Source organism: Pseudomonas sp. LjRoot277 (genome assembly GCF_964253845.1).
Classification (GTDB): Bacteria; Pseudomonadota; Gammaproteobacteria; order Pseudomonadales; family Pseudomonadaceae; genus Aquipseudomonas.
Genome location: NZ_CAXURI020000001.1, coordinates 3,177,825 through 3,202,471, shown reverse-complemented (window position 1 = coordinate 3,202,471; position 24,647 = coordinate 3,177,825). Strand labels below are relative to the sequence as shown.

General features: G+C 55.9%; 21 protein-coding genes and 4 pseudogenes. 14 read left to right on the top strand and 11 right to left on the bottom strand.

The window, feature by feature from the left end; all coding sequences use genetic code 11:
* The 7 genes and pseudogenes from modC to ACSQ87_RS15150 all read left to right on the top strand — a co-directional run bounded on the left by modC (window position 1) and on the right by ACSQ87_RS15150 (window position 4,038).
* Entirely contained in the window at window positions 1-1,080 is a 1,080-nt protein-coding gene (modC, locus tag ACSQ87_RS15180) for a molybdenum ABC transporter ATP-binding protein (protein ID WP_223429943.1), read from the top strand.
* Window positions 1,081-1,155: 75 nt separating this feature from the next.
* Window positions 1,156-2,196, top strand: coding sequence for a DNA topoisomerase IB (locus ACSQ87_RS15175; protein WP_223429944.1), 1,041 nt, complete (start codon window positions 1,156-1,158; stop codon window positions 2,194-2,196).
* A 72-nt stretch (window positions 2,197-2,268) separates the two neighbouring features.
* Entirely contained in the window at window positions 2,269-2,490 is a 222-nt protein-coding gene (locus tag ACSQ87_RS15170; protein WP_046047413.1) for a hypothetical protein, read from the top strand.
* 127 nt (window positions 2,491-2,617) lie between these two features.
* Window positions 2,618-2,848, top strand: a complete 231-nt coding sequence (locus ACSQ87_RS15165) for a hypothetical protein (RefSeq protein WP_010460746.1) — start codon at window positions 2,618-2,620, stop codon at window positions 2,846-2,848.
* 311 nt (window positions 2,849-3,159) lie between these two features.
* The gene (locus ACSQ87_RS15160) at window positions 3,160-3,444 is read left to right on the top strand and encodes a hypothetical protein (RefSeq protein ID WP_223429945.1); all 285 of its coding nucleotides are present in this window, start codon (window positions 3,160-3,162) and stop codon (window positions 3,442-3,444) included.
* Window positions 3,445-3,552: 108 nt separating this feature from the next.
* A pseudogene (locus ACSQ87_RS15155) lies at window positions 3,553-3,669 on the top strand (NmrA family transcriptional regulator); the annotation flags it as partial.
* 159 nt (window positions 3,670-3,828) lie between these two features.
* Complete coding sequence (locus ACSQ87_RS15150) at window positions 3,829-4,038, top strand: hypothetical protein (RefSeq protein WP_150655842.1); 210 nt, start codon at window positions 3,829-3,831, stop codon at window positions 4,036-4,038.
* Window positions 4,039-4,596: 558 nt separating this feature from the next.
* Here the strand turns inward: ACSQ87_RS15150 and ACSQ87_RS15145 are convergent.
* The 5 genes and pseudogenes from ACSQ87_RS15145 to ACSQ87_RS15125 form a co-directional block, all read right to left on the bottom strand.
* A pseudogene (locus tag ACSQ87_RS15145) lies at window positions 4,597-4,942 on the bottom strand (SDR family NAD(P)-dependent oxidoreductase); the annotation flags it as partial.
* Between the two features lie 104 nt (window positions 4,943-5,046).
* Window positions 5,047-5,361 (bottom strand): annotated as a pseudogene (locus ACSQ87_RS15140) (ABC transporter permease subunit); the annotation flags it as partial.
* A 142-nt stretch (window positions 5,362-5,503) separates the two neighbouring features.
* Window positions 5,504-5,989 (bottom strand): ester cyclase, encoded by a 486-nt coding sequence (locus ACSQ87_RS15135; protein ID WP_223502634.1) that lies wholly within the window; start codon window positions 5,987-5,989, stop codon window positions 5,504-5,506.
* A 66-nt stretch (window positions 5,990-6,055) separates the two neighbouring features.
* Window positions 6,056-7,534 (bottom strand): APC family permease, encoded by a 1,479-nt coding sequence (locus ACSQ87_RS15130; RefSeq protein ID WP_150727167.1) that lies wholly within the window; start codon window positions 7,532-7,534, stop codon window positions 6,056-6,058.
* Between the two features lie 87 nt (window positions 7,535-7,621).
* Window positions 7,622-9,115, bottom strand: coding sequence for an aldehyde dehydrogenase (locus ACSQ87_RS15125; protein WP_150727166.1), 1,494 nt, complete (start codon window positions 9,113-9,115; stop codon window positions 7,622-7,624).
* Window positions 9,116-9,394: 279 nt separating this feature from the next.
* On the opposite strand from ACSQ87_RS15125, the gene ACSQ87_RS15120 reads away from it, so the two are divergent.
* Together ACSQ87_RS15120 and ACSQ87_RS15115 are read left to right on the top strand one after the other, a co-directional pair.
* The gene (locus ACSQ87_RS15120) at window positions 9,395-10,126 is read left to right on the top strand and encodes a FadR/GntR family transcriptional regulator (RefSeq protein ID WP_150727308.1); all 732 of its coding nucleotides are present in this window, start codon (window positions 9,395-9,397) and stop codon (window positions 10,124-10,126) included.
* Between the two features lie 108 nt (window positions 10,127-10,234).
* Entirely contained in the window at window positions 10,235-10,978 is a 744-nt protein-coding gene (locus ACSQ87_RS15115; RefSeq protein ID WP_223531555.1) for a PDC sensor domain-containing protein, read from the top strand.
* A 726-nt stretch (window positions 10,979-11,704) separates the two neighbouring features.
* Here the strand turns inward: ACSQ87_RS15115 and ACSQ87_RS15110 are convergent.
* From ACSQ87_RS15110 to glaH, 4 genes are all read right to left on the bottom strand, one after another.
* On the bottom strand, window positions 11,705-13,126 hold the full coding sequence (locus ACSQ87_RS15110) for an aspartate aminotransferase family protein (protein ID WP_436273785.1): 1,422 nt from the start codon (window positions 13,124-13,126) through the stop codon (window positions 11,705-11,707).
* Window positions 13,127-13,227: 101 nt separating this feature from the next.
* Window positions 13,228-14,676 (bottom strand): NADP-dependent succinate-semialdehyde dehydrogenase, encoded by a 1,449-nt coding sequence (gene gabD, locus ACSQ87_RS15105; RefSeq protein ID WP_429555907.1) that lies wholly within the window; start codon window positions 14,674-14,676, stop codon window positions 13,228-13,230.
* Between the two features lie 13 nt (window positions 14,677-14,689).
* Window positions 14,690-15,964, bottom strand: coding sequence for an L-2-hydroxyglutarate oxidase (lhgO, locus tag ACSQ87_RS15100; RefSeq protein WP_436273784.1), 1,275 nt, complete (start codon window positions 15,962-15,964; stop codon window positions 14,690-14,692).
* An 89-nt stretch (window positions 15,965-16,053) separates the two neighbouring features.
* Window positions 16,054-17,031, bottom strand: a complete 978-nt coding sequence (gene glaH / locus ACSQ87_RS15095; protein ID WP_223531559.1) for a glutarate dioxygenase GlaH — start codon at window positions 17,029-17,031, stop codon at window positions 16,054-16,056.
* Window positions 17,032-17,226: 195 nt separating this feature from the next.
* On the opposite strand from glaH, the gene csiR reads away from it, so the two are divergent.
* From csiR to ACSQ87_RS15080, 3 genes and pseudogenes are all read left to right on the top strand, one after another.
* Window positions 17,227-17,925 (top strand): DNA-binding transcriptional regulator CsiR, encoded by a 699-nt coding sequence (gene csiR / locus ACSQ87_RS15090; RefSeq protein WP_223531560.1) that lies wholly within the window; start codon window positions 17,227-17,229, stop codon window positions 17,923-17,925.
* Between the two features lie 192 nt (window positions 17,926-18,117).
* A pseudogene (locus ACSQ87_RS15085) lies at window positions 18,118-18,252 on the top strand (LysR family transcriptional regulator); the annotation flags it as partial.
* A 33-nt stretch (window positions 18,253-18,285) separates the two neighbouring features.
* Window positions 18,286-18,564, top strand: coding sequence for a hypothetical protein (locus ACSQ87_RS15080; RefSeq protein ID WP_436273783.1), 279 nt, complete (start codon window positions 18,286-18,288; stop codon window positions 18,562-18,564).
* Window positions 18,565-18,750: 186 nt separating this feature from the next.
* Here the strand turns inward: ACSQ87_RS15080 and ACSQ87_RS15075 are convergent, their stop codons facing one another.
* Entirely contained in the window at window positions 18,751-19,593 is an 843-nt protein-coding gene (locus ACSQ87_RS15075; protein WP_429541917.1) for an IclR family transcriptional regulator, read from the bottom strand.
* A gap of 327 nt (window positions 19,594-19,920) precedes the next feature.
* Between ACSQ87_RS15075 and ACSQ87_RS15070 the strand changes: the two genes are divergently transcribed.
* Window positions 19,921-21,672 carry an FAD-dependent oxidoreductase gene (locus tag ACSQ87_RS15070; protein ID WP_436273782.1) on the top strand — a complete coding sequence of 584 codons (1,752 nt, stop codon included), beginning with the start codon at window positions 19,921-19,923 and terminating at the stop codon, window positions 21,670-21,672.
* 466 nt (window positions 21,673-22,138) lie between these two features.
* Entirely contained in the window at window positions 22,139-23,419 is a 1,281-nt protein-coding gene (locus ACSQ87_RS15065; protein WP_436273781.1) for an OprD family porin, read from the top strand.
* Between the two features lie 124 nt (window positions 23,420-23,543).
* Here the strand turns inward: ACSQ87_RS15065 and ACSQ87_RS15060 are convergent, their stop codons facing one another.
* The gene (locus tag ACSQ87_RS15060; protein ID WP_429555913.1) at window positions 23,544-24,392 is read right to left on the bottom strand and encodes a sugar phosphate isomerase/epimerase family protein; all 849 of its coding nucleotides are present in this window, start codon (window positions 24,390-24,392) and stop codon (window positions 23,544-23,546) included.
* Window positions 24,393-24,647: the final 255 nt, after the last annotated feature.

Below are 24,647 nucleotides of genomic sequence, written 5' to 3'. Positions count from 1 at the left end.
ATGATTCATACGCGTCTGAAACTGAAGTATTCAGGGTTCGCCCTGGAAGTGGATCTGCAATTGCCCGGCCGCGGAGTCACTGCGCTTTACGGTCATTCCGGTTCGGGCAAGACCACCTGCCTGCGCTGCATTGCTGGCCTGGAGAAGGCCGAACAGGGCTTCATCCAGGTCAACGACGAAGTCTGGCAGGACAGCGACAAGAAAATTTTCGTGCCGCCACACAAACGTGCGCTGGGTTACGTCTTCCAGGAAGCCAGCCTGTTTCCCCATCTGTCGGTGCTGGCCAATCTGCAGTTCGGCCTCAAGCGCATCCCTCGCCCCCAGCGACGGGTCGACATGGCTCACGCGACCGAACTGCTCGGGATCGGCCATTTGCTGGATCGCCATCCGCAGCACCTTTCCGGCGGTGAACGGCAGCGGGTCGGCATCGCCCGCGCCCTGCTCACCAGCCCGAAACTGTTGCTGATGGACGAGCCGCTGGCGGCATTGGATAGCCAACGCAAAAACGAAATCCTGCCTTACCTGCAACGACTGCACGATGAACTGGATATCCCGGTGCTGTACGTCAGCCACTCACAGGATGAAGTCGCGCGGTTGGCCGATCACCTCGTTCTGCTCAGCAATGGCAAGGCGCTGGCCAGTGGCGCTATTGGCGAAACGCTGGCCCGTCTCGACCTGCCCCTGGCACTGGGCGACGACGCCGGCGTGGTGATCGAGGGGCACGTCAGTGCCTATGACGCCGACTATCAGTTGCTGACCCTGCAACTGCCGAACACGACCCTGAACATTCGCGTGGCTCACTCACCGATGACCCCGGGTCAGGCGCTGCGCTGTAAGGTTCAGGCGCGAGATGTCAGCCTGAGCCTGCAAAGCGTCGAGCAAAGCAGCATCCTCAATCGCCTGCCGGTCACCGTGATCAGTGAATTGGGCGCCGACAACGCCGCCCACGTGCTGATTCGTCTGGACGCTGGCGGCACACCGCTGCTGGCGCGGATCACCCGCTACTCCCGGGACCAATTGGGCGTGCACCCCGGCCAGCAGCTCTGGGCACAGATCAAGGCGGTGGCGGTGCTGGCATAAATCCGCTGGCACGACTGCAACGGCGTGCGGTCAATGGCTGTAACGGCCCCTGCTCCCTCGCCAAGGACTACCGTCATGCCCGATATCGCGCTGCCCGATGTGCTGCCATCCGACCTGCATTACGTCGATGACACCCAGCCCGGTATCACCCGCAAGAAACTGCGCGGCAAGTTCTGCTATTACGACCCCGCAGGTCAACGCATCACCGATCAAGACGAAATCAAACGCATCAATGCCCTCGCCGTGCCCCCGGCCTACACCGATGTGTGGATCTGCGCAGACCCGCGCGGCCATCTGCAAGCGACCGGTCGTGATGCCCGAGGTCGAAAGCAGTACCGTTATCACCCACGCTGGCGAGAATTGCGCGATGCTGACAAGTACTCACGTTTGCGGGACTTTGGGTTGGCGCTGCCAAAACTGCGCAAACAGCTTGAAGCACTGCTGGCGGCTCCCGGCTTCAGTCGCGACAAAGTCATGGCCACGGTCATCACCTTGCTTGATGCGACGCTGATCCGGGTCGGCAACCCCCAGTACGCTCGGGACAACCGATCCTACGGCCTGACCACCCTGCGCAACCGTCACGTCGAGGTCAACGGCAATGCGATCCTGTTCCAGTTCCGTGGCAAGAGCGGCGTCGAGCACCAGATCACCGTGAAAGACCGACGCCTGGCGCGGATCATCAAACGTTGCCTGGATATTCCCGGGCAAAACCTGTTTCAGTACCTGGATGAAAACGGTGAGCGACACACCGTCAGCTCCTCCGACGTAAACGCCTACCTGCAAACCCTCACCGGTGCCGACTTCACTGCCAAGGATTACCGCACCTGGGCCGGCAGCGCATTGGCGTTGGCAGTTTTGCGGGAACTGCAGTGGGAGCCCGAGTCGGATGCCAAACGGCATGTGGTGGAGATGGTCAAGAACGTTGCCAAACAACTGGGCAATACTCCGGCCGTCTGTCGCAAGTGCTACATCCACCCGGCGGTGCTCGATGGTTTTCTTTTGGGGACGTTGGCTGAGCTGCCCAGGCCACGAGCGCGTAAAGGGCTCCGGGCAGAGGAAGTCGGGCTGGCAGTGTTTTTGGAGAAGATGATCGCAACCGTTGAAGCGACGAACTGACCTGTCTATTTTTTGCACGATCGCAAATGGCTTCTATAGTTGTTGTGAACCTGAATTAGCTGTGGTGACGCCATGGAAGACATTTTCGTTGTGAAGCGTTGCAACAAGATCATCATCTATGGCCGCCGAGCCGGAGATACCAACCATCCACCACCCGATGCCGCCGTCTGGTATCGCATCGCCGATACTCGAACCCGTGGCTTCATCGGTGACGGTTTCGACCATGAAGAAGACGCCCGGCGTGAATGCCGGCAGCTCAATGCCAGGTCGCAAGTGACGGTCCGAGAAGGCTGATGCCACCTGCCTTTCACGGGTCTATACTGAAAAAAGCTGAAGGATTAGCGACCCCATCGGCAGACAGCTCGCTCCCCCGCGGGCTTTTTGCTGCCAGTTAAAGGTTTCTTGAACGGAGGTGTTTGCCATGTCCGAAAAAGAGTCCATCACCACCCTGCTCACCCTGCTCGACTCCCGTCAGGCTCGCCTGGCAGCGGCATGCAAGGAAATCGCCGACTGGGTCGATCATCAAGGCGGGCACCCGACGGCCCTCCGAATCCGTGATCGGCTGAACGACATCGAGAAAGACGCGCCACTGATTCGCAATACGCTGTCGTCGCTCAAACCTGTCGACCCGCCCCTGCCGCGGTTCAGATGATTCTGATCTGGACACCCTCAAGGAGACGGCCTGATTCAGGACGCATAAACGGCGACCTTATCGTCACCGGGTGCGTCCTTGCCTGAGCGCTTCCTGCTACATCCCCAACCCAGCCTGGCGCTGGGCTTTTTTATGGCTGCGCCGTCTGTTTCACACTGCGTTCACATCCCAGGCTCTAGATTTACCGGACTCCTTTGATGAATCCCCCCTGGCCCGCCCGCATGCAGGCCTTTTTTTTGCCCATTACGCAGGCAACGAACGTCACCGTACGCTGGAGGTCAAACGATCACACGTCACGAAGGAGGCGTCTGATGGTTACTCACTTCAAAGTCGGCGGGCATCTGGCCTGCGGTCACAAAGGCAGCAAACTCGTATCAACCAGTGAACTTACCCGGGTGAAATGCAGAAGCTGCCGAAACACCGACGCGTTCAAGGATGCGCGCAAAGAACAGCGCAACGCTGCACGCCGCGCCGCACGCAAAGCCAAAGTTACGCATACAGCCAATGACTGGCGCGCGGCCTGGATCGAACGGCTCACCGCCATGGAAGGACTGCAACGATTGCCTCGTGGTTTTACCGGTCAGCCTTTCGTTTAGCTGACAGCGTCGGCGGCTGAATCGAATTCACTCGATCCGGCCGCTGGCGCCATGATTTCCAGCAACGACATGCGTTTGAAGGCCTCGACCAGACCACGCCTCTCCTCGGGTGGCAATACACCGGTTGCCGATGGCGTACAGCTTGCGCTGGGGCGGCCGGCGCGGGACTTTTCCGACTATGTGCGGCGCACGGCTGCTATGGGCGTCTGGGCAAATGAGGGATGAAATCGAGTATTGCATTCCATCACAAACCCAATAATGGCACCAGTGAAGTGCCCCCAGCATCCTGCCATTTTTTGGCGGCAAACAGATTTCTCGACTAGGGTTCTATCGAATCGAAATGGCGCCGGCTGCGCTGGCGGGCCTTGATCAAGGAGGAGACAGATGACACCTATTCGTATTGCTGAGAAAACTTATCGCACTTGGTCCAGCCCTATCTTGCTTGAACTCAAGGAAAGAGAGCATCAGCTCGATCCGGCAGCCCGCCAGGCCCTTCAAAATGTCTTGGTAGAGAGAAGGCTCGTCGATACCGGCAACCCTTCTGGCGAAGATCGACGCGGCGCTAATTCAGGGGCTAGCGGTCGGGATCAATAGCCGTGGTCAACTAAAAATAACGGACCAGAAACAAACAAGGGTTTGCATCAGCTTTCGCTCGCAAACCCTTGATTTAAGATGGTGCCGAAGCCGGAATCGAACCTTTCTCTTTGTTATTGAAAATAAAGGGATATTTTTTGTTCGAAAAATTTTCTACCTCTATGTGTACCCTCAGTCTGCGAGCAGACTCGGTATTTACCCGTTTCCACCTAGAAATCGCCATGGAAAATTTGGGTGTGGTCATCCACACGGAAGGGTCGTTCGGTGAGTGGACTTTTCCAATGATACGACTGGAACGCAGTAGAGCTCCGCATGAACGACAGCGAACCTAACTCCAGTTGGACCAGAAACGGGTCGCAGTCTACCGATTTCATTGGATTTGATCAGCAGGGAACGACCCAATACTGTCGATGGCGACAATCAACATCAGTCGGTAAATGCAGTCGACCGATTTTCCGATAACCTTCAAACCACCCAATTTAGTAACCCAAGAGCGTTCGTGGACTGAGTGGTCTTGGGGTTGTCTTACGACAACTCTTTCAGGACTGTGTCTCTAGCTCACGGGCACATCCTTTGTGCAATTCGGCCGCTAGTTTCTCTTCGTCCAGCGCCCTTCCCACTTGGCGCTCGTCGTACGGCATCTAGGGTATCCCAGCGAGCTGGCATCGTGCAAAGGCGGGATGGTCACAAGCTCACCCTGATCGAAGCCGACCAGCGCTGCATCCACCAACTCCCTCACATCCATTAGCTCGGGTAGCGTATTGACGTCGATATCTGCACGCTCCCGAATCTCCGTACGAGTTCCGGCAGGGAGCACGGCCTGGACATAGACGCCTTTGGGCGAGAGCTCCAGACTCAGCCCTTGGGAGAGGAACAACACAAAGGCCTTGGTTGCACCATAGACTCTCCTTGCTGTGCGCCCCCAATGCCTCAAAGTGACTATCCCCGAACAACCGGCTTGAATGTTTGTGCAAATTCAGCCGTTGCCCTCGTCGCCGCAAATTTGGGGGCGACTTTTAGAATGTCCGGCCCCGTGGCAGTGAACTCCACCGTGGTCGAGTGCAGCTTCAAGATCACTTCGTTGCTGTAGTACGGCAGCGAGCAACGCAAGGCTGACGGCATGATCACAAACGTTTAGAGCTTCCATCCCGAGAGGCCATACGCTTTTGCAGCCTCAACCTCGCCATGGACGTTGTTGCGAATGGCCCCGGCAAATATCTCCGCGGTGTAGGCGCACATGTTCAGAGCGAAGGCAAGAATGGTGCAGTTCATTGCATCGAGAAAAAATGCATCCAACAAAGGCTGAGCACGTATTGCTGCCAGGTCACCCCCCCACTCATCGTACATCTGGTATAAATCGCGCCACTAAATGTAAGTATGGATCGCTATTATCGACAGCACTTCGCACAGGGTGACCTCACTGCGTAGGCAGGCCTCCCCTGATACTGCAAACTGTAATAACCCGTTACCAGCCCAGTTGCTTGTTAAAACCGAGGGCGTCGTAGTAGTCATGCTGCGTGAGAATTTTGCCGTTCTTGAGATGTATGAAACTAACACCCTTGAAGCTGAGGGGGCGCTGAGTAGCTGGGGTCTCGGCACTCCAGGGACCGGTATTGGTGCCATTGAACTCCCATTCAAAGGCAATGCTCTCGCCATTGACAATCGGCTCGCCGAACATTTTCCATTGCAGATCCGGCACCGCCTGCATGAACACCTGAATTACTTGGGACTTAGCGTTTTCGCGGCCAACTTGAGGTGTGCCCACCGAGGCGTCGAGAAACTCAACGTTATCAGAAAAATACTCGGCCGCCGCATCCGCATTGTGGGCATTCCAAGCCTTCATATAGTCATGGATCACGCCGAGGGTATCGTTTTGGCCTGCCGCAAAACTTGCATGACTGGCCAGAACCAGAAACAGCCCGAACAGTAGTGAGTGGATTCGAGACGTCATAGCCTTCAACCTTATTGTTAGAAGATCGGTTTGCCTGCCGCGCTTAGCGACAGGCATTGATGTCAATTAACGGTTTTTCCAGGCATCCGAAGCTGGGGCCTTGCCCTTTTCATAGGGACGAAACAGGGTCATGTATAGGACACCGACAAGGATGACGATGGCACCGACAAGTGCGATGCCGTAGTTCACATACCAAGGTGCATCCGGGGTACGCGGCCAGGACATATTGATGATTGCGAACATGCCGTAGCAAAGGGCAGCGATGTTCACTATCCAACCCCAACGCCCCATGGTGAACTGGCCCTTGGGTTTCCACCCACGGATACGGGCGTACAGCGCCCCGCCAACAATCATCTGGAACGCCAGGTAGATACCGATGGCGGCAAAGCTCACCACCAGCGCAATAGCGTTCTGAAGGTAGAAGCCTACGCACACAATGATCGCGGGCAGCACGCCACACACCACCAGGGCTGCAGTCGGGACGTGTGTCGTAGGCGAGAGTTTTTTCAGCACATTACTGCCCATGAGCATTTCGTCTCGAGCATAGGCATAGAGCAAACGACTGGCGGATGCCTGCAAACTCAGCACGCAGGAAACGAACGAAACCGTAATGACCGCCATGACTACCCGAGAGCCCACAGGACCGAACGCGCTGCCGAATATGGTCGACATCGGGTCTTTGTCTTGCCCGGAAATGACCGCAGCCATATCTGGAACTGCAAGGATCAACGCCAGGGCCGCAAAGATCGAGGCGGCGCCGCCGATCCAGATAGTCATCCGCATCGCCTTTGGAACTTGGCGGCTCGGATTTGGGGTTTCCTCGGCAACATCGCCGCAAGCTTCAAAGCCGTAGTAGAGAAACATCCCCGCCAATGAGGCCGTGAGAAACGCAGGCCAATAGGCCCCATCAATGGAAATATCAAAAGTATTGAACAATACGCTCAAAGGCTGGTGGCGCTCGAAGATCAGCAGGTATCCACCGATCAACAAAGCCCCGACTAGTTCGCAGAGAAAACCGAACATCGCCACCCGCGCCAATAGCTTGGTACCACTGAGATTCAAGACCGTCGCCGTCGCCGTCAAAAATAGCGCGACCAACGTGTTAGTTACCGGCGACGACTCGAAACCTAGAAGGTTTGCGATGTAGGGGCCAGCCCCCAGCGCGACGGCGGCAATGGTGACACACAGAGAGATGGCATAAATCCACCCAACCATCCATGCCCACTTCTTGCCAACCAGACGACGGGCCCAAGGATAGACGCCGCCGGAAATCGGGTATTGAGATACCACTTCGCAAAAAATCAGACACACCAGCATCTGGCCGAACCCCACCAGCAGGTAGGACCAGAACATTGGTGGCCCGCCGGCGGCCAAGCACAGGCCGAACAAGGTGTAGACCCCTACTACCGGGGACAGATAGGTGAATCCAAGGGCAAAGTTCTGCCACAGACTCATACTACGTTCGAAATTTGAGGTGTACCCAAGGGCACGGAGTTGCTCCGCGTCTTGATCTACAGCTACCTTGGCGCTAATTGAGCTGTTCATTGCAACATCCTTCAAAAAGGAATTTGTTTTAATAGGCGTTGATCGGACGGTGCCATCCCATCCGTTGCGCGATTAACCAGAGTTGACTCAGAGTTGTATCCAGGTGGCCTTGATCTCCGTGTACTTATCAAAGGCATGCAGGGATTTGTCACGGCCATTGCCGGACTGTTTAAAGCCGCCGAATGGCGCCATCATGTCACCGCCGTCATAGAGGTTGACCCAAACACTGCCGGCACGAAGTGCGCGGGCCATGTTGTGGGCTCGAGACAGGTCAGACGTCCAGACAGCTGCGGCCAGACCGTAAGGGGTGTCATTGGCGATGCGTACCGCATCCTCTGCTTCGTCGAATTCGATGACTGACAGTACGGGACCGAATATCTCTTCCTGAGCGATTTTCATCGAATTGCTGACGTTGTCGAACAGGGTTGGCTCTACGTAACTGCCACCGGTTTCTACCCGTGCCACGCGTCCCCCGAGTAAGAGCCGCGCGCCTTGCGCTTGACCCTCTTCGATGTACTGCATCACCCCATCCAGATGACGGCCATCCACCAGTGCGCCGACGTTGGTGTCAGGGTCGAGAGGATGCCCCGGCTTCCAGCCCTTCATGGCCTCGACAACCATCGGTACAAAACGCTCTTTGATAGATGCCTGCACCAGCAAACGTGAACCGGCAGTGCAAACCTCACCTTGGTTGAAGGCGATGGCTGCCGCTGCTGCTTCGGCCGCCACCTGCAGATCGGGGGCATCCGCAAATACGATGTTGGGACTTTTGCCGCCGGCCTCGAGCCAGACTCGCTTCATGTTCGACTCACCCGCATAAACCAGTAATTGCTTGGCCACTTGGGTCGACCCGGTAAACGCCAAGGTATCAACTTCACCGTGCAGGGCCAACGCCTTGCCCACGGTGTGGCCATAGCCCGGCAGAACATTGAGCACACCCGCTGGAAGACCCGCCTCCAGAGCTAGCTGTGCGATGCGGATAGCCGTCAGCGGAGAACGCTCCGAGGGTTTGAGGATCACGGAGTTACCGGCAGCCAGCGCCGGCCCCAACTTCCAAGACGCCATCATCAGTGGAAAATTCCACGGCACGATAGTCGCAACCACCCCAACCGGCTCCCGGGTAACCAGCCCAAGCTGATCAACCGAGGTCGCTGCCACCTCATCGTAGATTTTGTCGATTGCCTCACCGCACCAGCGGATACTGTCAATACTCCCCGGGAGGTCGACCGACAGCGAATCGGAAATCGGCTTGCCCATGTCCAATGTTTCCAGCAGAGCCAGCTCTTCGGCATGGGCCTGCAACAATTCGGAAAAACGCACCATCACTGCCTTGCGCATTGCAGGTGCTTGGCGTGACCAGACACCGGACTCGAACGCCGACCGGGCACTGGCGACCGCCAAATTCGCATCCGCCGCATCACAACTCGCGACCAAGGCAAGCACACGCCCGTCGATAGGACTTATGCACTCGAAGGTTGCACCTGAACTGGCCGACACATATTTGCCATTGATGAAGGCTCGCCCTTCAATGCTCAGCGCCTTGGCTCTGGCTTCCCACTCTGATCGGGTCAACTGACTCATGGTTAAAACTGCTCCTGGGTTCGGATGGATGCGATCTCAAATCGCCTTAAACATATGGAACCATATCTTTTAACCCATGAGAACCCCAAAAAAGCGAACATCAGGTGATTTTTTTGACTTTTCATGCGCCAAAATTCTAGAATCCCCCCACGAACACGTACAAAAATAATATTAAATATGAAATAGAATTTTAAAAGAAACGCACATCCGGACGCGCTTGACGCTACATCGGACTATTGCCACAGGCGTAAAACGGCGCCGCCCATGAATGAATCAACCATGAGCCCTACTTCAAGCCTCATACGCCTTAACCAGGAAGGTAAAACGGAGTCTGTTACCCGTCGCCTGATAGAAATGATCGATCTGGGGTTGTTCACAGAAGGCGAACAGCTCCCCAATGAAAGTGCCCTGGCCACCCAACTCGGCGTCGCCACGGTTACGCTGCGGGACGCGCTGGCAGGCTTGCGCGAGCGCGGGGTTATCGAAACCCGGCGCGGACGCAGCGGCGGGAGCTTCGTCTGCGCCGCGCCGCAAACCTCAGATCAGTCCCTGTTCGATCAACTACGTGAATTCAGCACGCTTGAACTGCGTGACCTCGCCGATGAACACGCTGCCATTTCAGGCGCCGCCGCCCGACTGGCGGCTCAGCGCACCGGGCCTGAGCAACATGCAAGACTGAGCAGCCTTGTCGACGCCCTGGCCAACGCTCAAGAGCGGCGAGAGCGCCGCCGAGCCGACGCTAGATTCCATATCGAAATAGCCGTGGCAGCGCAGTCTGTGCGCCTGACTCACAGCGAAGCGCGTCTGCAGGCGGAGCTTGGGGAACTGTTATGGCTGCCGTTTGCCGGCCAACCGGATCCACAGGCCATCGAGCGGGAGCATAGAGCTATCCTGGAAGCCATCGTAGCGAACGACGCCAATCTGGCCGGCGCACTGGCAGAAGCACATGTAACACGAGGCGTTCGCCGCCTAAGCACCCTACGACTACAACAAATGGCAGAAGGCGACTAATGAATGGAACGAAACTTGCTGAATTATTCGCTCGCTATGCAGCTCGGTGTCGCATACCCCGTCGACTGCAGGCACCGCATTGTCTTCTCTGAGTCATGAGGTAGAGCCATGGCTAACGAAATGTCAGCAAACGAGTTGTCCCAATGTGCCACGTTGATCAACGCTTCCATTAGTAACGTATTCAAGGGGCTCAACGATATGAGCGCCCAAGTATTGAGCATTTGGGAACATCTGTGTTGCAACACGAAGCACCCCAGCCAAGGCGACCTCAAGCCATTGCTGCCGATAATCCGACAGATCCTGAACTCGGAGAGCCTCAAGTTTCATGGCGCCGGAGTTGTCTTCGCTCCTGGTGAGCTGGAAGATCGCGAGATGCATCTGGAGTGGTGGTGCCGAACCCAAAAAGAAGAGATCCAGCCTCTGACACTGAATTTTAATAGCCGTAGCGACCGCTTTTACGATTACCTGCACATGCCTTGGTACACTCGCCCCCAGCAAACCCGGCAGCCCTCCATAGACGGCCCGTTTGTGGATTTGTACGGCACGGAGCAGTACATTGTTGCCTTCTCGGTTCCTATCTTTTTCGCAGATCGCTTCATTGGTGTGGCCGCTGCCGATATTTCTCTGCACTCCTTGGAACCCTTGCTCGTACGCAGCCTCATGCGAGTCAGTAACGAGGCGTTGTTGCTCAATGCCGAAGGTAGAGTGCTGGCGGCTAACACACCGAGTTGGCTGGCCGGTGATTTGATCCGAGGCACCCTGAGCCTGGACAAAGAACAGGGTCGCGTCCTGAGCCTTATCGACACATCGTCATATTGGAGCGTCGTAGAGCGGCCTGTCCCAAGGTTTTGATCAAGACTCCATCTTGGTTTGAAGAACCAAATCTCAACCCAGACGCATCAGGAAAAGCCCCATCGAATGAAAGCTCCTGCCATGGATGGCTGGAGGTCGCCATGCACTCTGCTACCGAAAGTGGCCCCCATTCTAGCCGCCTATTCCATCAGGCAATTGCACAAAAATCATCTCAACCGAGTTGACGAAGCTGTGCACTCTCGCCGCGACACTGGAAGATCACAACCTTTAGAAGGAGCCGCAGTGGGTCGCGCAGCCACTGGGTTCTTCACGAAGTCCGTGAACGACTAAAACAAGTACTTTGACGCCTCACTCCACACGTTTCCTGCCTGTCGGGCCTGACTAAAACCCGCGTTGCGGTCAGATCATTTTTCGAAGTTTGGAGCCAGAGGGGACGCACTCAAATCGAGGCGGCTGTAGTGGAAATGAATACAGCTTTTGACCTGGAGGTTAGCCAGCACCCGGAACAACAGGCTGACCTAGAGACGTTGTGAGCCGGATTCGTTGGTCAACTCACACCGATTAATTAAAAAGATATAAATCATGGTTATCAAACAGAGGGTGTACGGCTACCGGGACAGCGAGCTCTTTTTCATGAAGATCAAGAGCATCTTTCCCGGTAATCCGTGAAGAATCATTTTTTACTCACGAAACGAAGATGGTGGCGCGACCAGTACTCGGGCCGCGCCGATAATCGATGCACCTTCATGACACCGAGACGCGCTATCAGGAGTTGTGCGTGTAGCCCTCCCACTGATGCCACATGCTTTGGTTGACACCCAGACCAAACCAACGGTCAGTGTCGTCGAGTGCACGGCTGAACGTATCAACCACAAACTGTATTTCTTCTGTCGTGGATATCAGTGGTGGACAGAATGCGATCGAGTCTCCCATCGCCCTTGTGATCATGCCGTACTCCTGCGCACGTCCCGCCAGGTAGCGCCCCAGCTTCCCAACCGTATCCAGCGGTTCCTTTGTCCGACGATCCGCAACGAGCTCTACAGCGGCGATCAGTCCACAGCCCCTGACCTCCCCTACCAGCGGATGATCAGCAAATTGAGCCAGTCCGGCCTGAAGTTGTTCGCCCAACTCGCAGGCGCGCTCGACAAGCCGATCTTCCTGGATGATTTTTATGTTTTCCAGCGCAACTGCAGTCGCAACCGGGTGGCCGCTGCCGGTGAAGCCATGGCCCAGAGTACCGAAGGTGTGGCTCTGATCAGCGATCCCCTCGAAGACCTTATCGTTGATCAGGACTGCCGCGATCGGTTGATACGAAGAAGATAGTTGCTTGGAAACCACCATGACATCCGGCTTGATACCGAAGGTTTCGCAGCCAAACATTTTACCGGTACGACCAAAGCCGCAAATCACTTCATCCGCAACGACCAGCACGTCATATTTGCGGCACACCGCTTGAACCTTGTCCCAATATGTGCGCGGAGGCACGATCACGCCGCCCGCCCCCATCAGCGGTTCGCCGTAAAAAGCGGCTACGGTTTCCGGGCCCTCCCGGAGGATGACATTTTCCAGTTCGGTTGCCAGGCGATCAGCAAATTGTTCATCGGTCTCGCCAGGTTTGGCATTGCGATAGTGGTGCGGACAAGCAACGTGAAAGAAGCCGGGCAACGGCACGTCAAAACCACGTTGGTTCACCTGCAGCCCGGTTAAACTGGCGCTGACAGCAGTAATGCCGTGATACGCATTGTGACGGCTGATGAACTTCTTTTTGCCAGGCTTGCCGATGGCATTGTTGCGATACCAGATCATCTTGACGACGGTGTCGTTGGCTTCAGAGCCTGAGTTAGTGAAGAAGACTTTGCTCATCGGCACCGGGGCGAGTTCGATCAGCTTCTCGGCCAATTCGATACTGGGCGTGTGAGCCTTGTGGCTGAAGAGGTGATAAAAGGGCAGTTTGCGTAGCTGTTGCTCTGCCGCCTTGATCAGGCGCTCATTACTGAAACCCAGCGCCACACTCCAAAGACCCGACATCGCTTCAAGATAACGCTTGCCCTGATTGTCATAGACGTAAACGCCTTCGCCACGCTCGATGATCAGCGGGCCTACTTCCTGGTGCAGTCGCGCATCCGTGTAGGGGTGCAGTTGATACTGAACATCCTTTTCGGCGAGCGAAAGATACGAGCGATTCATATTAAGGAACTCCGGGGAATGACAGCCATATGACATTGTTACAGGTTTCGGTGGGTGTTCATTTCCACCCCCACTTGACGCTTGATGAATGTCCGTCGTAATTACACGCCGATACAGAGGTATTTGATTTCCAAGTAGTCCTCAATGCCGTACTTGGAGCCTTCACGACCCAGACCCGAGGCCTTGATGCCACCGAACGGCGCGACTTCGTTGGAGATGATCCCGGTGTTGACGCCGACAATGCCGTATTCCAGCGCTTCGCCCACACGGAACACCCGGCTCAAGTCGCGAGCATAGAAGTAGGACGCCAGACCGAATTCGGTATCGTTGGCCATGGCGATCACATCGGCTTCATCCTTGAAGCGGAACAGCGGTGCCAGCGGACCGAAAGTTTCTTCCTTGGCAACGGCGGCGTTGCGCGGAACATCAACCAGCACGGTCGGCTCAAAGAAGGTCCCGCCCAGGGCATGCGGCTTGCCGCCGGCAACCACGCGAGCGCCTTTGCTCACAGCGTCTTCAATGTGCTCCTGAACCTTGGCCATGGCTTTGGCGTCGATCAGGGGGCCGGTGGTGATGCCGTTTTCCAGGCCATTACCAATGTTCAACTTGGCCACGGCCGCGGTGAGTTTTTCGACGAAGGCGTCGTAGATACCGTCCTGGATATACAGACGGTTGGCGCAGACGCAGGTCTGGCCGTTGTTGCGGTACTTCGAGATCAACGCCCCCTCGATAGCGGCGTCCAGGTCGGCGTCATCGAAGACGATGAAGGGTGCATTGCCGCCCAGTTCCAGCGACACCTTCTTGATGTCCTTGGCGCACTCGATCATCAGCCGGCGGCCGATTTCGGTGGAGCCGGTGAAGGTCAGCTTGCGCACGAGCGGGTTACCGGTCAGCTCGCTGCCGACTTCGCCGGCACTGCCGGTGACCACGCTGAACACGCCTTTCGGAATGCCGGCGCGCTCGGCCAGCTCGGCCAAGGCCAGGGCTGAGTAAGGCGTTTGCGAGGCCGGCTTGAGGACCATGGTGCAGCCGGCGGCCAGGGCCGGACCGGCCTTGCGGGTGATCATCGCCGAAGGGAAGTTCCACGGAGTGATGGCGGCGGTGACACCGATCGGCTGCTTGAGCACCATCAGGCGCTTGTCGACCTGGTGACCGGGGATCATGTCGCCATACACACGCTTGGCCTCTTCGCCGAACCACTCCAGAAAGGAAGCGGCATAAGCGATTTCGCCACGGGACTCGGTCAGTGGCTTGCCTTGCTCCAGGGTCATCAGGCGGGCCAGGTCTTCCTGGTTGGCCATCATCAAGTCGAACCACTTGCGAAGCTTGTTGGCGCGCTCCTTGGCGGTCAGGGCGCGCCAGGCCGGTAGCGCCTTGTCAGCGGCTTCAATGGCACGACGGGTTTCGGTCGCCCCCATCTTCGGCACGCTGCCAATGATTTCACCGGTGGCCGGGTTGTTGACCATGAGGGTCTGGCCACTGTCAGCATCTGCCCAGACACCGTCGATATAGGCTTGCTGGCGAAACAGTTTCTGATCGTTGAGTTGCACGCGAAATTCCTCGTTAGCGGGTTGCGCCGGAAGCCGCCATCGGGGCGGTCCGAGTGGAGTTGGCGGGTTTGACAAAACTGACACCGGCACTTGCTAGCTGCTCACGGACCTTGTCGACGATGTATGCGCCGATCGGGATGGCGGAGGTCGCTGCAGGCGACGGGGCGTTGCAGACGCTGACGCTACGGGCGGTGTTGACGAACAGGAAATCGTCGATCAACTTGCCGTCAAGCGAGACCGCCTGGGCGCGCACACCGGCCGGGTAGGCGGTGAGGTCGCTCTTGTTGATGCTCGGGCAGTACTTCTGCACTTCCTTCAGGTAGCCGCCCTTGAACAGTGAGTTTTTCATCTCGATCAGACCGGGGCGCAGGTTCTTCATCAGCACCTTGAGAATGCCCGGGGTGGTCATGGTTTCGAACATGTCCGACAGCGAAAAATCGGTCTTGCGATAGCCTTCGCGCTTCATCGCCAGCACTGCGTTGGGGCCGACAGTGACGGTGCCGTCGATCATGCGGGTCAGGTGCACGCCGAGAAATGGCATGGACGGATCCGGGATCGGATAGATCAGGTGGTTGACGATCTGATTATGCTGTTTGGGCAGCAGGTAATACTCGCCGCGGAACGGGCAGATGATGAAGTTGGGCTTGATCCCGAGCATGCGCACCACGCGGTCAGCCATCAGGCCCGAGCAGGTGATCAGGAAGCGCCCGTGGTGTTCCAGGGTGTCGGTGCGGACCACCACTTCATCGGGACGCTCGTCGATGGCGACGACTTCGCTGTTGTAGCGGATTTCACCACCGGCGGCTTCGAATTCGCGGCCCATGGCTGCGGTAACCTCGGCATAGTTCACGATGCCGCTCGACGGCACGAAGATACCGCCCAGGCCGACGATGTTCGGCTCGCGCTCGCGCAACTCGGCGGCCGACAGCCATCCACGCCTCAGACCGTTGGCTTCGGTGCGGTCCCACAGCGCGCTCATGCGCTGCATTTCCAGCTCGTTGGTGGCCACCAGCAGCTTGCCGCACTCGTCGTAACGGATGCCGTGCTTGTCGCAGAAGGCCTTGGTGGCCTTGTTGCCTTCCAGGCAGAAGCGCGCCTTCAAACTGCCCGGGGTGTAGTAGACGCCGGCATGGATTACGCCACTGTTGTGGCCGGTCTGGTGCTTGGCCGGGCCGGACTCTTTCTCCAGCAGGAGGATTTTTGCGTCCGGGTAAACCTGAGCCAGTTGCATGGCCGTGGACATGCCCACAATGCCGCCACCGATGATGATGAAGTCGTACGCAGCCATTAGCTTGCACCCACCTGAATTACGTTCTTGTTGGAAGCACGACAAGGGCCACATGAGGTGGCCCTCGTCACTCCGGCGTTTGGCAAACCTTACTGGCCGCGCTGGTACATGGTTTTTTGGTAGCTGATATAACCGCGCTGACGCATCAGCTCACGACGCAGGCCCGGGTGGGCGGTGAAGCGGTCACGACCGTGCAGCCAGAACATGTTGTTGACGAGCACAAAGCTGCCGACCGGCACCGGTATCGAAACCTTCTTCTGGCTGCCTTCCAGGGACTCGCTCATGGCGGTCAGCCAGATGCCTTCCTCGAAGTCCTTGGGCTGCACGAACTGGTCGATATAGCGCATGGTCGGGCGGCCTTCGGCGTCGTTGTCGAACACCGCGTGGAACACGTCTTCACGCACGTTCTTGCTCGGTGGCGCGGTGAAGCGCATTTCACGGCGGGCCAGCGGGTGCGTGTAGTAGTGGTGCAGGTCTTCCCAATCGTCCAGGTGCAGCAGCAGGGTGTTGCCGCCTTCCATGTTCTGCTCGTCGATCTTCATCATCAGCACGTAGTCGGTACGCTCCTGAACGAAGGTGCCGTCGTTGTGCAGTTCCATGACCCGGTGTGGCTGGCGCAGGTAACTGTCGGAATTGTCGGTGTTGACCACTGCAAAGCGCGCGTAGAACTGTCCGCTCATGGCATCGAAGTTGGAGCGACCGATCAGGTGTGCGACGGCCGAGGAGAACTTGACCATGTCATCGGCGTGGGTCACGTCATTCAAACCTTCAGGCGTGATCAGCATGCCGCCGGTGGCGCGGTCCAGAATGGTGTTGACCAACACCGGGCGCAGGGTGCCCTCGCACAGCTCGTCAAGGATCTGACCGACCCGGAAACGCAGGAACGACTTGTACTCCAGGGCCTGGACCGGCCATTGCGCCACCGCCGTGACGAATGCGTCGACGGTTTCCTTGGCGAATTTCAGCTCAAGCAGACGCGGCGACTGACTGGAAGGGGTAAGGATGAAGCCCTTAGTCTCCGATGGGAGTGGCATCACAAGGTCCTGAATCTGAGTAAAGGCGTTCATGGCAGTTCCTGGGCAGAAGGTAGGGATTAGCCCTTCCAGCATTGATCTGGATCAGGCGCAGGTCAAAAATATCGCCACAAAATAATAATGTCTACATTTTTATTGTTAATCGACAAAACATCATTCCGTCTTATATTTTTCGTATGACAGATGTTTAGGTATGATTGGACCTTGTCGATATCAGGAGCAGCACCTTTGGATAGCCTCGCCCCCAAGCAGAACTCTGCATTCAGCGGGTATGAGCGGCTCAAACAGGACATCATTCGTGGGGTCTTCAAGCCCGGAGAGAAGCTCCTCATGAGCGGGCTCAAGGAGCGTTATGACTTGGGGGTTGGCCCACTGCGAGAGGCGCTTTCGCAATTGGTGGCCGAACATCTGGTAGTGGTGATCAGCCAGAAGGGCTACCGGGTCGCGCCCATGTCGTTGAAGGAAATGCAGGACATCTACGATGCCCGCGCCAACCTCGAGGCGATGATCGTAGGCTTGGCCATTGAGCGCGGTGACGACGCCTGGGAGGCGCAGATCCTTGCCCAGTCCCATACCCTCTCGAAAGTCATGGATGTCAAAACCCGAGAGCAGGTCTTGGATGTCTGGGACGAACGGCACAAGGCCTTCCACACTGCTATCGCCACCGGTTGCGGCTCAAAACACCTGTTACAGGCGCGTGGCTATCTATTTGACCAGGCCGAACGCTACCGCCACCTTTGGCTGACCCAGACGGTTTTCTCCGAAGAAGCCCTGGCGTTGAAGCGCAAGGAACATGCCGCGCTGGTTGAAGCTATTCTGGCCCGCGATGCGCCACGGGCCAGCACCATGATGCGCACTCACCTGATGACGCCGGTACCGATCATCGCCGAGATCATGCTAGTGCAGGGAATGGGTAGCGCCGCATGAATTTGAGATTGAACGGGTCGGCTGAAGCGAGCATACCCGTCCACTCTAGCTGAAGTATCGCCGACGCATGCTCCCCTCCCGCTGTGCACACCCTCGAAACAAAGTAACAGTCGCTCATGTAACCGGGGAGCGCTGCCCGTCGGATGAACGGAGAAGACATAAAGCGCGAACCGACGCGTTGTATTTGAAGCTGCGGCCAGGCGTTGCAATTTCGCGCGCGCCGCAGAGGAACAGCTAATTTCACAACCGGCGATCAGCAGTCAGATCAAGGAGTTTGAACACACCCTTGGGGTTTCACTGTTTGTCCGGTTTGGCACACGCCTGGAACTCACTGACGCGAGGAGGAAACTGCTCATTTCAGTGACGGCTGCTTTCAACAACATCGAGAACACAGCCTTGGCATTGCGCCCTGCGGTGGAAGAAAGTGGCGTGGTCAGGCTGCGCACCAGTGTCGCAGCGTCAAACTGGCTGTTACCCGTACTCAGCGACTTCTACGCAGCCAATCCAGATGTCTTGCTGAAGCTGGAAGAGGTCATCCTGCCTGTCGCGAGCCCAGAATTCTTGCGTCAGCATTCGATCAAGAAGATTGAAGACCTTTGCTCTGTTCCGATTCTGCAGCTACCCAAGGTGACCTCATAAATGTCTGCCTGAACCTTGGCTAGCAATGCGGGAACGCTTTCAGGGCTAAGCCCCTCAATGAAAGTGCCCCCCCTTCTCTTCAGCCCCGCTACAGGTCTTTCATCACTAGTCTACTGAGGGTGAGTCCCCCTATCCTCTCGGTACATGTCGAAGATTAGGTTATCACGTCCCCTAAAATGACCGGGTTCAGGTACTTATTGTCTTTCTGGCAGCGCCCGGGCTCATTAGAGACGGAGAACCAGGAATCAACTGACTGATTTCTTCAGCAGATGCCATCAAAAGAGGAGCGAGTTCGTGTAATCGGTCTTCAGCCAGCCGAGAAAGGGGGCCCGCCACGCTCACCACACCTATTGGTCTCCCACTTAGGGGGTGAATCAATACGGTCGCGATCGCAGCCATCCAATCCGAATAGGTCTGCATCCCAATCGCATAACCTCGCTTACGAGCCTCGTGTATGTGCTCCAATACCTTGGCGGCCGTCTGTGGCGCTCGCGGACCAAAGTCCCCCGGTGTTCCGTAACCCTGCTCTTCAATAGCAGCGATGGCATCCTTATCCTCCATTTTCGACAGCCAGGCGAACCCGGTCGCCGAACATGAAAGCTTTGAAATCATGCCCATGTCAGGGTCATACCGAAGTCCGAATCGAGCGCCCTGGGCTTTAGCAACCCAAATCAACTGCCCATTGTCTTCGACCGCAAGGCGAACCAGCTCTCCAGTTTTTTCGGCAAGGCGATCAAGGACCTGCTGAGCGGCGTCGATGTATCCACTTGATGCCAGATGCCTGAATGCCAGTACCTGTAGCTTTGTTGTCAGAACATATATGCCGCGATCCTGCTCCTGACGTATATAGCCATGTTCCGATAACGAAGTCATAAGCCGGTGTGTCGCACTGCGAGGGATGCGTAAAACCTCCGAAATCGACGTCAACGACATACCCTCCGCCCGCCCAGACAGCAGCTCAATTACTGCCAATCCGCGATCTAGCACCCCGGAATAGCTTGGTCCTTGTAAAGCCGACACGCTTACCATTAACAACCTCCGTGCATGCAGTCATTGTAATCCGCCAATCATACTGGAATTTTTTTCCACCTCCTATGGACGGGTTTACCACAAAAGCAAGGAAACGCGGTCTGGTAGTGCTCACCAGCATGCTTACTAGCTCCACCCTCAGAAAGACATTAGTAGCACTCCCTTGGCCAGCCCCGGACCGAGCGTCAAGACCGCTTGAAATAACGGCTGACAGAACCAGTCACGCCGAGGATAAAATATTTCTTCGCGATGAAAGGAATTATTTTCCAGTGACACTGGAATACTTTTCCATTATCTTCCCTTCAGAGTATTTATTTGGAGGCGAAAATGGCAGAGCGCGCGTTGTGCTGCGACTTGTTGGTGATTGGGTCTGGAGCCGCTGGATTGGCCACTGCAGTTACCGCTGCGTGGCACGGCCTCAGTGTGATTGTCGTGGAGAAGGACGAAGTGTTCGGCGGGGCTAGTGCCTGGTCTGGGGGATGGATGTGGGTTCCCGGCAACCCACTCGCAAAGCGAGCTGGGATACATGAAGATCCTCAGCAACCGCGGATGTACCTCAGGAACGAACTCGGCTCTCATTACGACGAGGCACGTATCGACGCCTTCCTCAATAATTGTTCGAACATGGTTTCATTTTTCGAAACCCACACAGAGCTGCGCTTTGTCGACGGAAACGAAATCCCGGATATGCATGGCAATACTCCCGGTGCTGCCGTAAGGGGCCACCAGATCATTGCGGCCCCGTATGATGGTCGAGCAGTCGGCCCCCTAATGAACCGTCTGCGAAGAACAATGCGAGAGACATCGGTGATGGGTATGCCAATCATGGCGGGCTCAGATCTTGCTGCATTTCTCAGCCTGACGCGCTCACTAAAGTCGGTGGTTCATGTTGCGAGACGGGTCGGTCGACACTTATTGGATCTCGCATTTCATGGTCGCGCGATGCAACTCGTAAATGGCGTCGCACTGGTTGCGCGCCTGGCAAAGTCCGCCGAGAAATTAGGAGTCACTTTGATTGAGTCGGCTCCGGCCAAGCGCCTGGTTATCGAAGATGGAGCTGTTCGTGGCGCAGTCATTGGTAGCCAAACCGGCGAAATGGAAATTCATGCTACAAGAGGCGTCGTTTTGGCTACTGGCGGCTTCCCAAACGATATTGATCGCCGTAAGTTGTATTTTCCACGGACTCCGTCGGGTACTGAGCATCTTGCTCTACCACCCGAAAGCTGCAGTGGTGACGGTGTCACGCTTGGCGAATCTGCAGGCGGGGAACTTGCGACAGACCTCGCCTCTCCAGCTGCGTGGGCGCCAGTGTCACGACTGGTCTATAGGGATGGAAGTACAGGTCATTTCCCACACATTATCGACCGTGCGAAGCCTGGTAGTATCGGGGTACTTGCCAATGGCAAACGCTTCGTAAATGAAGCGAACGGGTACTACGACTACACAACAGCAATGATTGCTGCTGTCCCAGCAGACCAAGAAGTCGCTTCTTGGCTCATCTGCGATCATCGTTTTCAAAGACGTTATGGACTAGGTCACGCACGCCCCTTCCCCTTTCCTGTCGGCTCCTATATTCGAAGCGGCTATCTAAAGCGCGGGGACTCAATTCCCGCACTTGCACAGCAATGTGGCATTGACCCAACAGGTCTTGCAGAGACCATTCGTTCTTTTAACGAGCACGCGCGGCTCGGCGAAGACCCTCTTTTTGAGCGTGGTGCTACTCCTTTCAATCGTAAAAGTGGTGACCCTCTGCATAGTGGCCCTAATCCTTGTTTGGCACCGATCGAGCATGGTCCTTTCTATGCAGTCAAAGTACTACCTGGCAGTTTCGGAACATTCGCAGGTTTGAGAACTAACGCCTCGGCCCAAGTGCTTAGAGACAACAATGAGCCGATCATAGGCCTCTATGCTGCTGGAGCAGACATGGCAAGTATCATGGGTGGCCTCTATCCCTCTGGCGGGATTAACCTGGGACCAGCAGTGACCTTTGGATATATTGCAGGGCGACACGCCGCCGGAGTTCAGGATTATGAATCACCGATGGAACAGCATATAAATAGCGCTCTCGCGACAAAGTAACGTGATGCGTAATCTCTACGTGCCTTGCGAACAATTCCCCAGCAGATTTTCATCATAGCGGAGGCGATGTTCTGCGGCTCTATATTCGCAAGAGCGGGGCAACTGCTCTTGAGCAGCAATGGCAAGGTTTGGTGAGCTTTCTGTGCCATAACTTACTAACGCAGCAGCAAGCTGAAGTGATGGTATTCGCCCCAATCACTGCCTGCATTATTCCGCATTCTAAGTACTAAGGATGTGTTGGTAGGCGCAGTTCCTGATAACCCCCTCACAGACGCTGGCCCCCATTAAGGCCGAGGGCAAAGCGACAGAGTGCCACGAGTAATCGCGACAAGCTTCATTAGCTGATGTTACGGGTGGGTGCACCATCCTTTAAAAGAGCTCCTACGTGCCACCACGCAGCCCCAAAGGCAGGCGTGACGGACTCTCCTCATCCGTCGATAGGGGCTCCACATGGGAAGATGACAAAATGAACAATAAGAACTCTACTCGGACCAAATATACTTATAGGGCGATTACTTACTTATCTGCGTCTATTGCGGCAGGATTTCTGGGGGAGGCCGCGTCAGGTGCTGAAGGGGGATTCATCGAAGACTCCGCAGCGAGTCTGACGCTGCGCAACTTCTACATGAACCGCAACTTCGTCAATGACAGCGCTCAGGCCAAGGCCGAGGAATGGACACAAAACTTCATCTTCGATGTTAAGTCCGGCTTCACTCCGGGAACCATCGGCCTTGGCCTGGACGTGCTTGGCCTATACAGCATCAAGCTCGACGGCGGCAAGGGTACCGCCGGCACCCAACTGTTACCAGTGCACAACGATGGCCGCCCAGCCGATGACTTCGGTCGCCTGGCGGTAGCCGGCAAAGCGCGCACCTCGAAGACCGAACTGAAGGTTGGCGAATGGGCCCCGGCGCTGCCGATCCTGCGTTCCGACGACGGTCGCTCGCTAACCCAGACCTTCCAGGGTACCCAGATTACCTCAAAGGAAATTGCCGGCCTCACCCTCTACGGCGGCCAGTTCCGCCAGAACAGCCCACGTAACGACGCAAGCATGGAGGACATGAGCCTCAATACTCGCCCCAACTTCAAGTCCGACCGTTTCAACTTCGCTGGAGGAGAATACCGCTTCAATGACAACCGCACCTTGGTTGGACTGTGGAACGCAGAGCTGAATGACATCTATCAGCAGAAGTACCTGCAGGCACAGCACTTCCAGCCGCTTGGCGACTGGCTGCTGGGCGCCAACCTTGGCTTCTTCTGGGGTAAGGAAGACGGCAGCGCCAGGGCCGGCGACCTGGACAACCGCACTTTCTCCGGGATGTTCTCCGCCAAGCACGGCGCCAGCACCTTTTACGTCGGCCTGCAGAAGGTTATGGGCAACGACGAATGGTTCCGCGTCAATGGTGCCAGCAGCAGTACGCTGGCTAACGACAGTTACAGCTCCAGCTATGACAACCCCAAGGAAGACTCCTGGCAACTGCGTCATGACTATGACTTCGCCGCCCTCGGCGTGCCCGGCCTAACAATGATGAACCGATACATCAGTGGTAATAATGTACATAACGGCAGTACCGACGATGGTAGCGAGTGGGGGCGCGAGAGCGAGCTGGCCTACACTGTCCAGTCAGGCCCACTGAAAACACTGAACTTCAAGTGGCGCAACTCTACCATGCGCCGCGATTGGGGTCGCACTAACAGTTTCGATGAAAACCGGCTGATCATCAACTACCCACTTTCACTACTATAGGCATTTGGAGCTGGCCACGTTTTTTTCTTAACAATAAAGCCCCGCTCAGCGCGGGGCCCATATATTTAAAAACCAAAAATCAAGACCAGGAACAAGATTTTGATATATCCATATCCTTTAGAAACTAGAGTTTCTTACCGGACTTGAAGAAATCAGCGCTCCGCTGTGCTGCTGAGATGGCTCGTTTAGACGGAGAAAGAGACAGCTCGGCAGAAACTGGCGTTTCAATAACTAACTGGAGATCCTTCGGGAGTTCCATGATTATCTCCCTCAAAGGAATTATGCCATCGCCTAAATGAAGCCTTGACGTACGCGCCTCCAAAGCAAGCATCTCTACTGATGGAGAAATATTCGAGCAGTCACTCAGCTGCGCATATGCGATTCGGTCGACAGGTATCTTTTTGATGTCCGAGGGTGTTCCACTTCCACGAAAGAAATGTAGTACATCTAAAATCAATCCAGCATTTGAGGGATTGACCGCCTCAATCATATACAACGCTTCCTGCCATGTTTTTATATCACGATAAAGCATGAACTCCACACCCACTGTCAATCCAAATTGGGCAGCTTCATTACATAAGCGCCCAAAAAGGTCAACTCGCTGCTCGTCTGAAAGAAACTTAGCAGTAGCGCTAAGCTCTGTTCCAATCGACGAAATATGGGTGGCACCAAGTTCAGCCCCCAATTCCAGCGCAGGCTTGAATTTCTCGAGATTAGTTTCCGGCGAAAGAACGAACGCCTCAATGTCAAACACACCAATTCCTGTATCACGAAGAGCTTGTTTGATATCGCTAATTACTTGCGGCCTGCCCAGGACTTCGTATTGAAGAGGCTGGGTGGTGGCGGTCATCAGAAGCAAACCAACTTTGCCGAATCCGGCGTCAGCAGCTGCATGAATTAGTTCAGGCTGGGGAGTTCGGCCTATTGTCAGGTTGGCCAATGACGTACTGCGAATATCAGAATTACCACTCATAAAGGACTACCTCTTGATTCAAAATAACGCGTTATTTCTCTGTGATATATATTTTTTAGCTGCAGGAGGGAGATAGCGCGTTAGAAAATGATGACGCGTGGCACTTCGCCCATTAACGCTAGGCAAGTCTCTACCGTCTATCGTCAGCTGCAGCTGCAGCTGCCGACCGCCAGTTTTTTGCTTACCACGCAAAAGGCTGGGCGATAATCGAACGGTACATGGAATAACCTTCCTGTGTCACTGGAATACTATTCC

Coding starts and splice junctions, on each gene's coding strand:
- modC (WP_223429943.1), top strand. CDS start 1: ATGATTCATACGCGTCTGAAACTGAAGTATTCAGGGTTCGCCCTGGAA.
- ACSQ87_RS15175 (WP_223429944.1), top strand. CDS start 1,156: ATGCCCGATATCGCGCTGCCCGATGTGCTGCCATCCGACCTGCATTAC.
- ACSQ87_RS15170 (WP_046047413.1), top strand. CDS start 2,269: ATGGAAGACATTTTCGTTGTGAAGCGTTGCAACAAGATCATCATCTAT.
- ACSQ87_RS15165 (WP_010460746.1), top strand. CDS start 2,618: ATGTCCGAAAAAGAGTCCATCACCACCCTGCTCACCCTGCTCGACTCC.
- ACSQ87_RS15160 (WP_223429945.1), top strand. CDS start 3,160: ATGGTTACTCACTTCAAAGTCGGCGGGCATCTGGCCTGCGGTCACAAA.
- ACSQ87_RS15150 (WP_150655842.1), top strand. CDS start 3,829: ATGACACCTATTCGTATTGCTGAGAAAACTTATCGCACTTGGTCCAGC.
- ACSQ87_RS15135 (WP_223502634.1), bottom strand. CDS start 5,989: ATGACGTCTCGAATCCACTCACTACTGTTCGGGCTGTTTCTGGTTCTG.
- ACSQ87_RS15130 (WP_150727167.1), bottom strand. CDS start 7,534: ATGAACAGCTCAATTAGCGCCAAGGTAGCTGTAGATCAAGACGCGGAG.
- ACSQ87_RS15125 (WP_150727166.1), bottom strand. CDS start 9,115: ATGAGTCAGTTGACCCGATCAGAGTGGGAAGCCAGAGCCAAGGCGCTG.
- ACSQ87_RS15120 (WP_150727308.1), top strand. CDS start 9,395: ATGAGCCCTACTTCAAGCCTCATACGCCTTAACCAGGAAGGTAAAACG.
- ACSQ87_RS15115 (WP_223531555.1), top strand. CDS start 10,235: ATGGCTAACGAAATGTCAGCAAACGAGTTGTCCCAATGTGCCACGTTG.
- ACSQ87_RS15110 (WP_436273785.1), bottom strand. CDS start 13,126: ATGAATCGCTCGTATCTTTCGCTCGCCGAAAAGGATGTTCAGTATCAA.
- lhgO (WP_436273784.1), bottom strand. CDS start 15,964: ATGGCTGCGTACGACTTCATCATCATCGGTGGCGGCATTGTGGGCATG.
- glaH (WP_223531559.1), bottom strand. CDS start 17,031: ATGAACGCCTTTACTCAGATTCAGGACCTTGTGATGCCACTCCCATCG.
- ACSQ87_RS15075 (WP_429541917.1), bottom strand. CDS start 19,593: ATGGTAAGCGTGTCGGCTTTACAAGGACCAAGCTATTCCGGGGTGCTA.
- ACSQ87_RS15070 (WP_436273782.1), top strand. CDS start 19,921: ATGGCAGAGCGCGCGTTGTGCTGCGACTTGTTGGTGATTGGGTCTGGA.
- ACSQ87_RS15065 (WP_436273781.1), top strand. CDS start 22,139: ATGAACAATAAGAACTCTACTCGGACCAAATATACTTATAGGGCGATT.
- ACSQ87_RS15060 (WP_429555913.1), bottom strand. CDS start 24,392: ATGAGTGGTAATTCTGATATTCGCAGTACGTCATTGGCCAACCTGACA.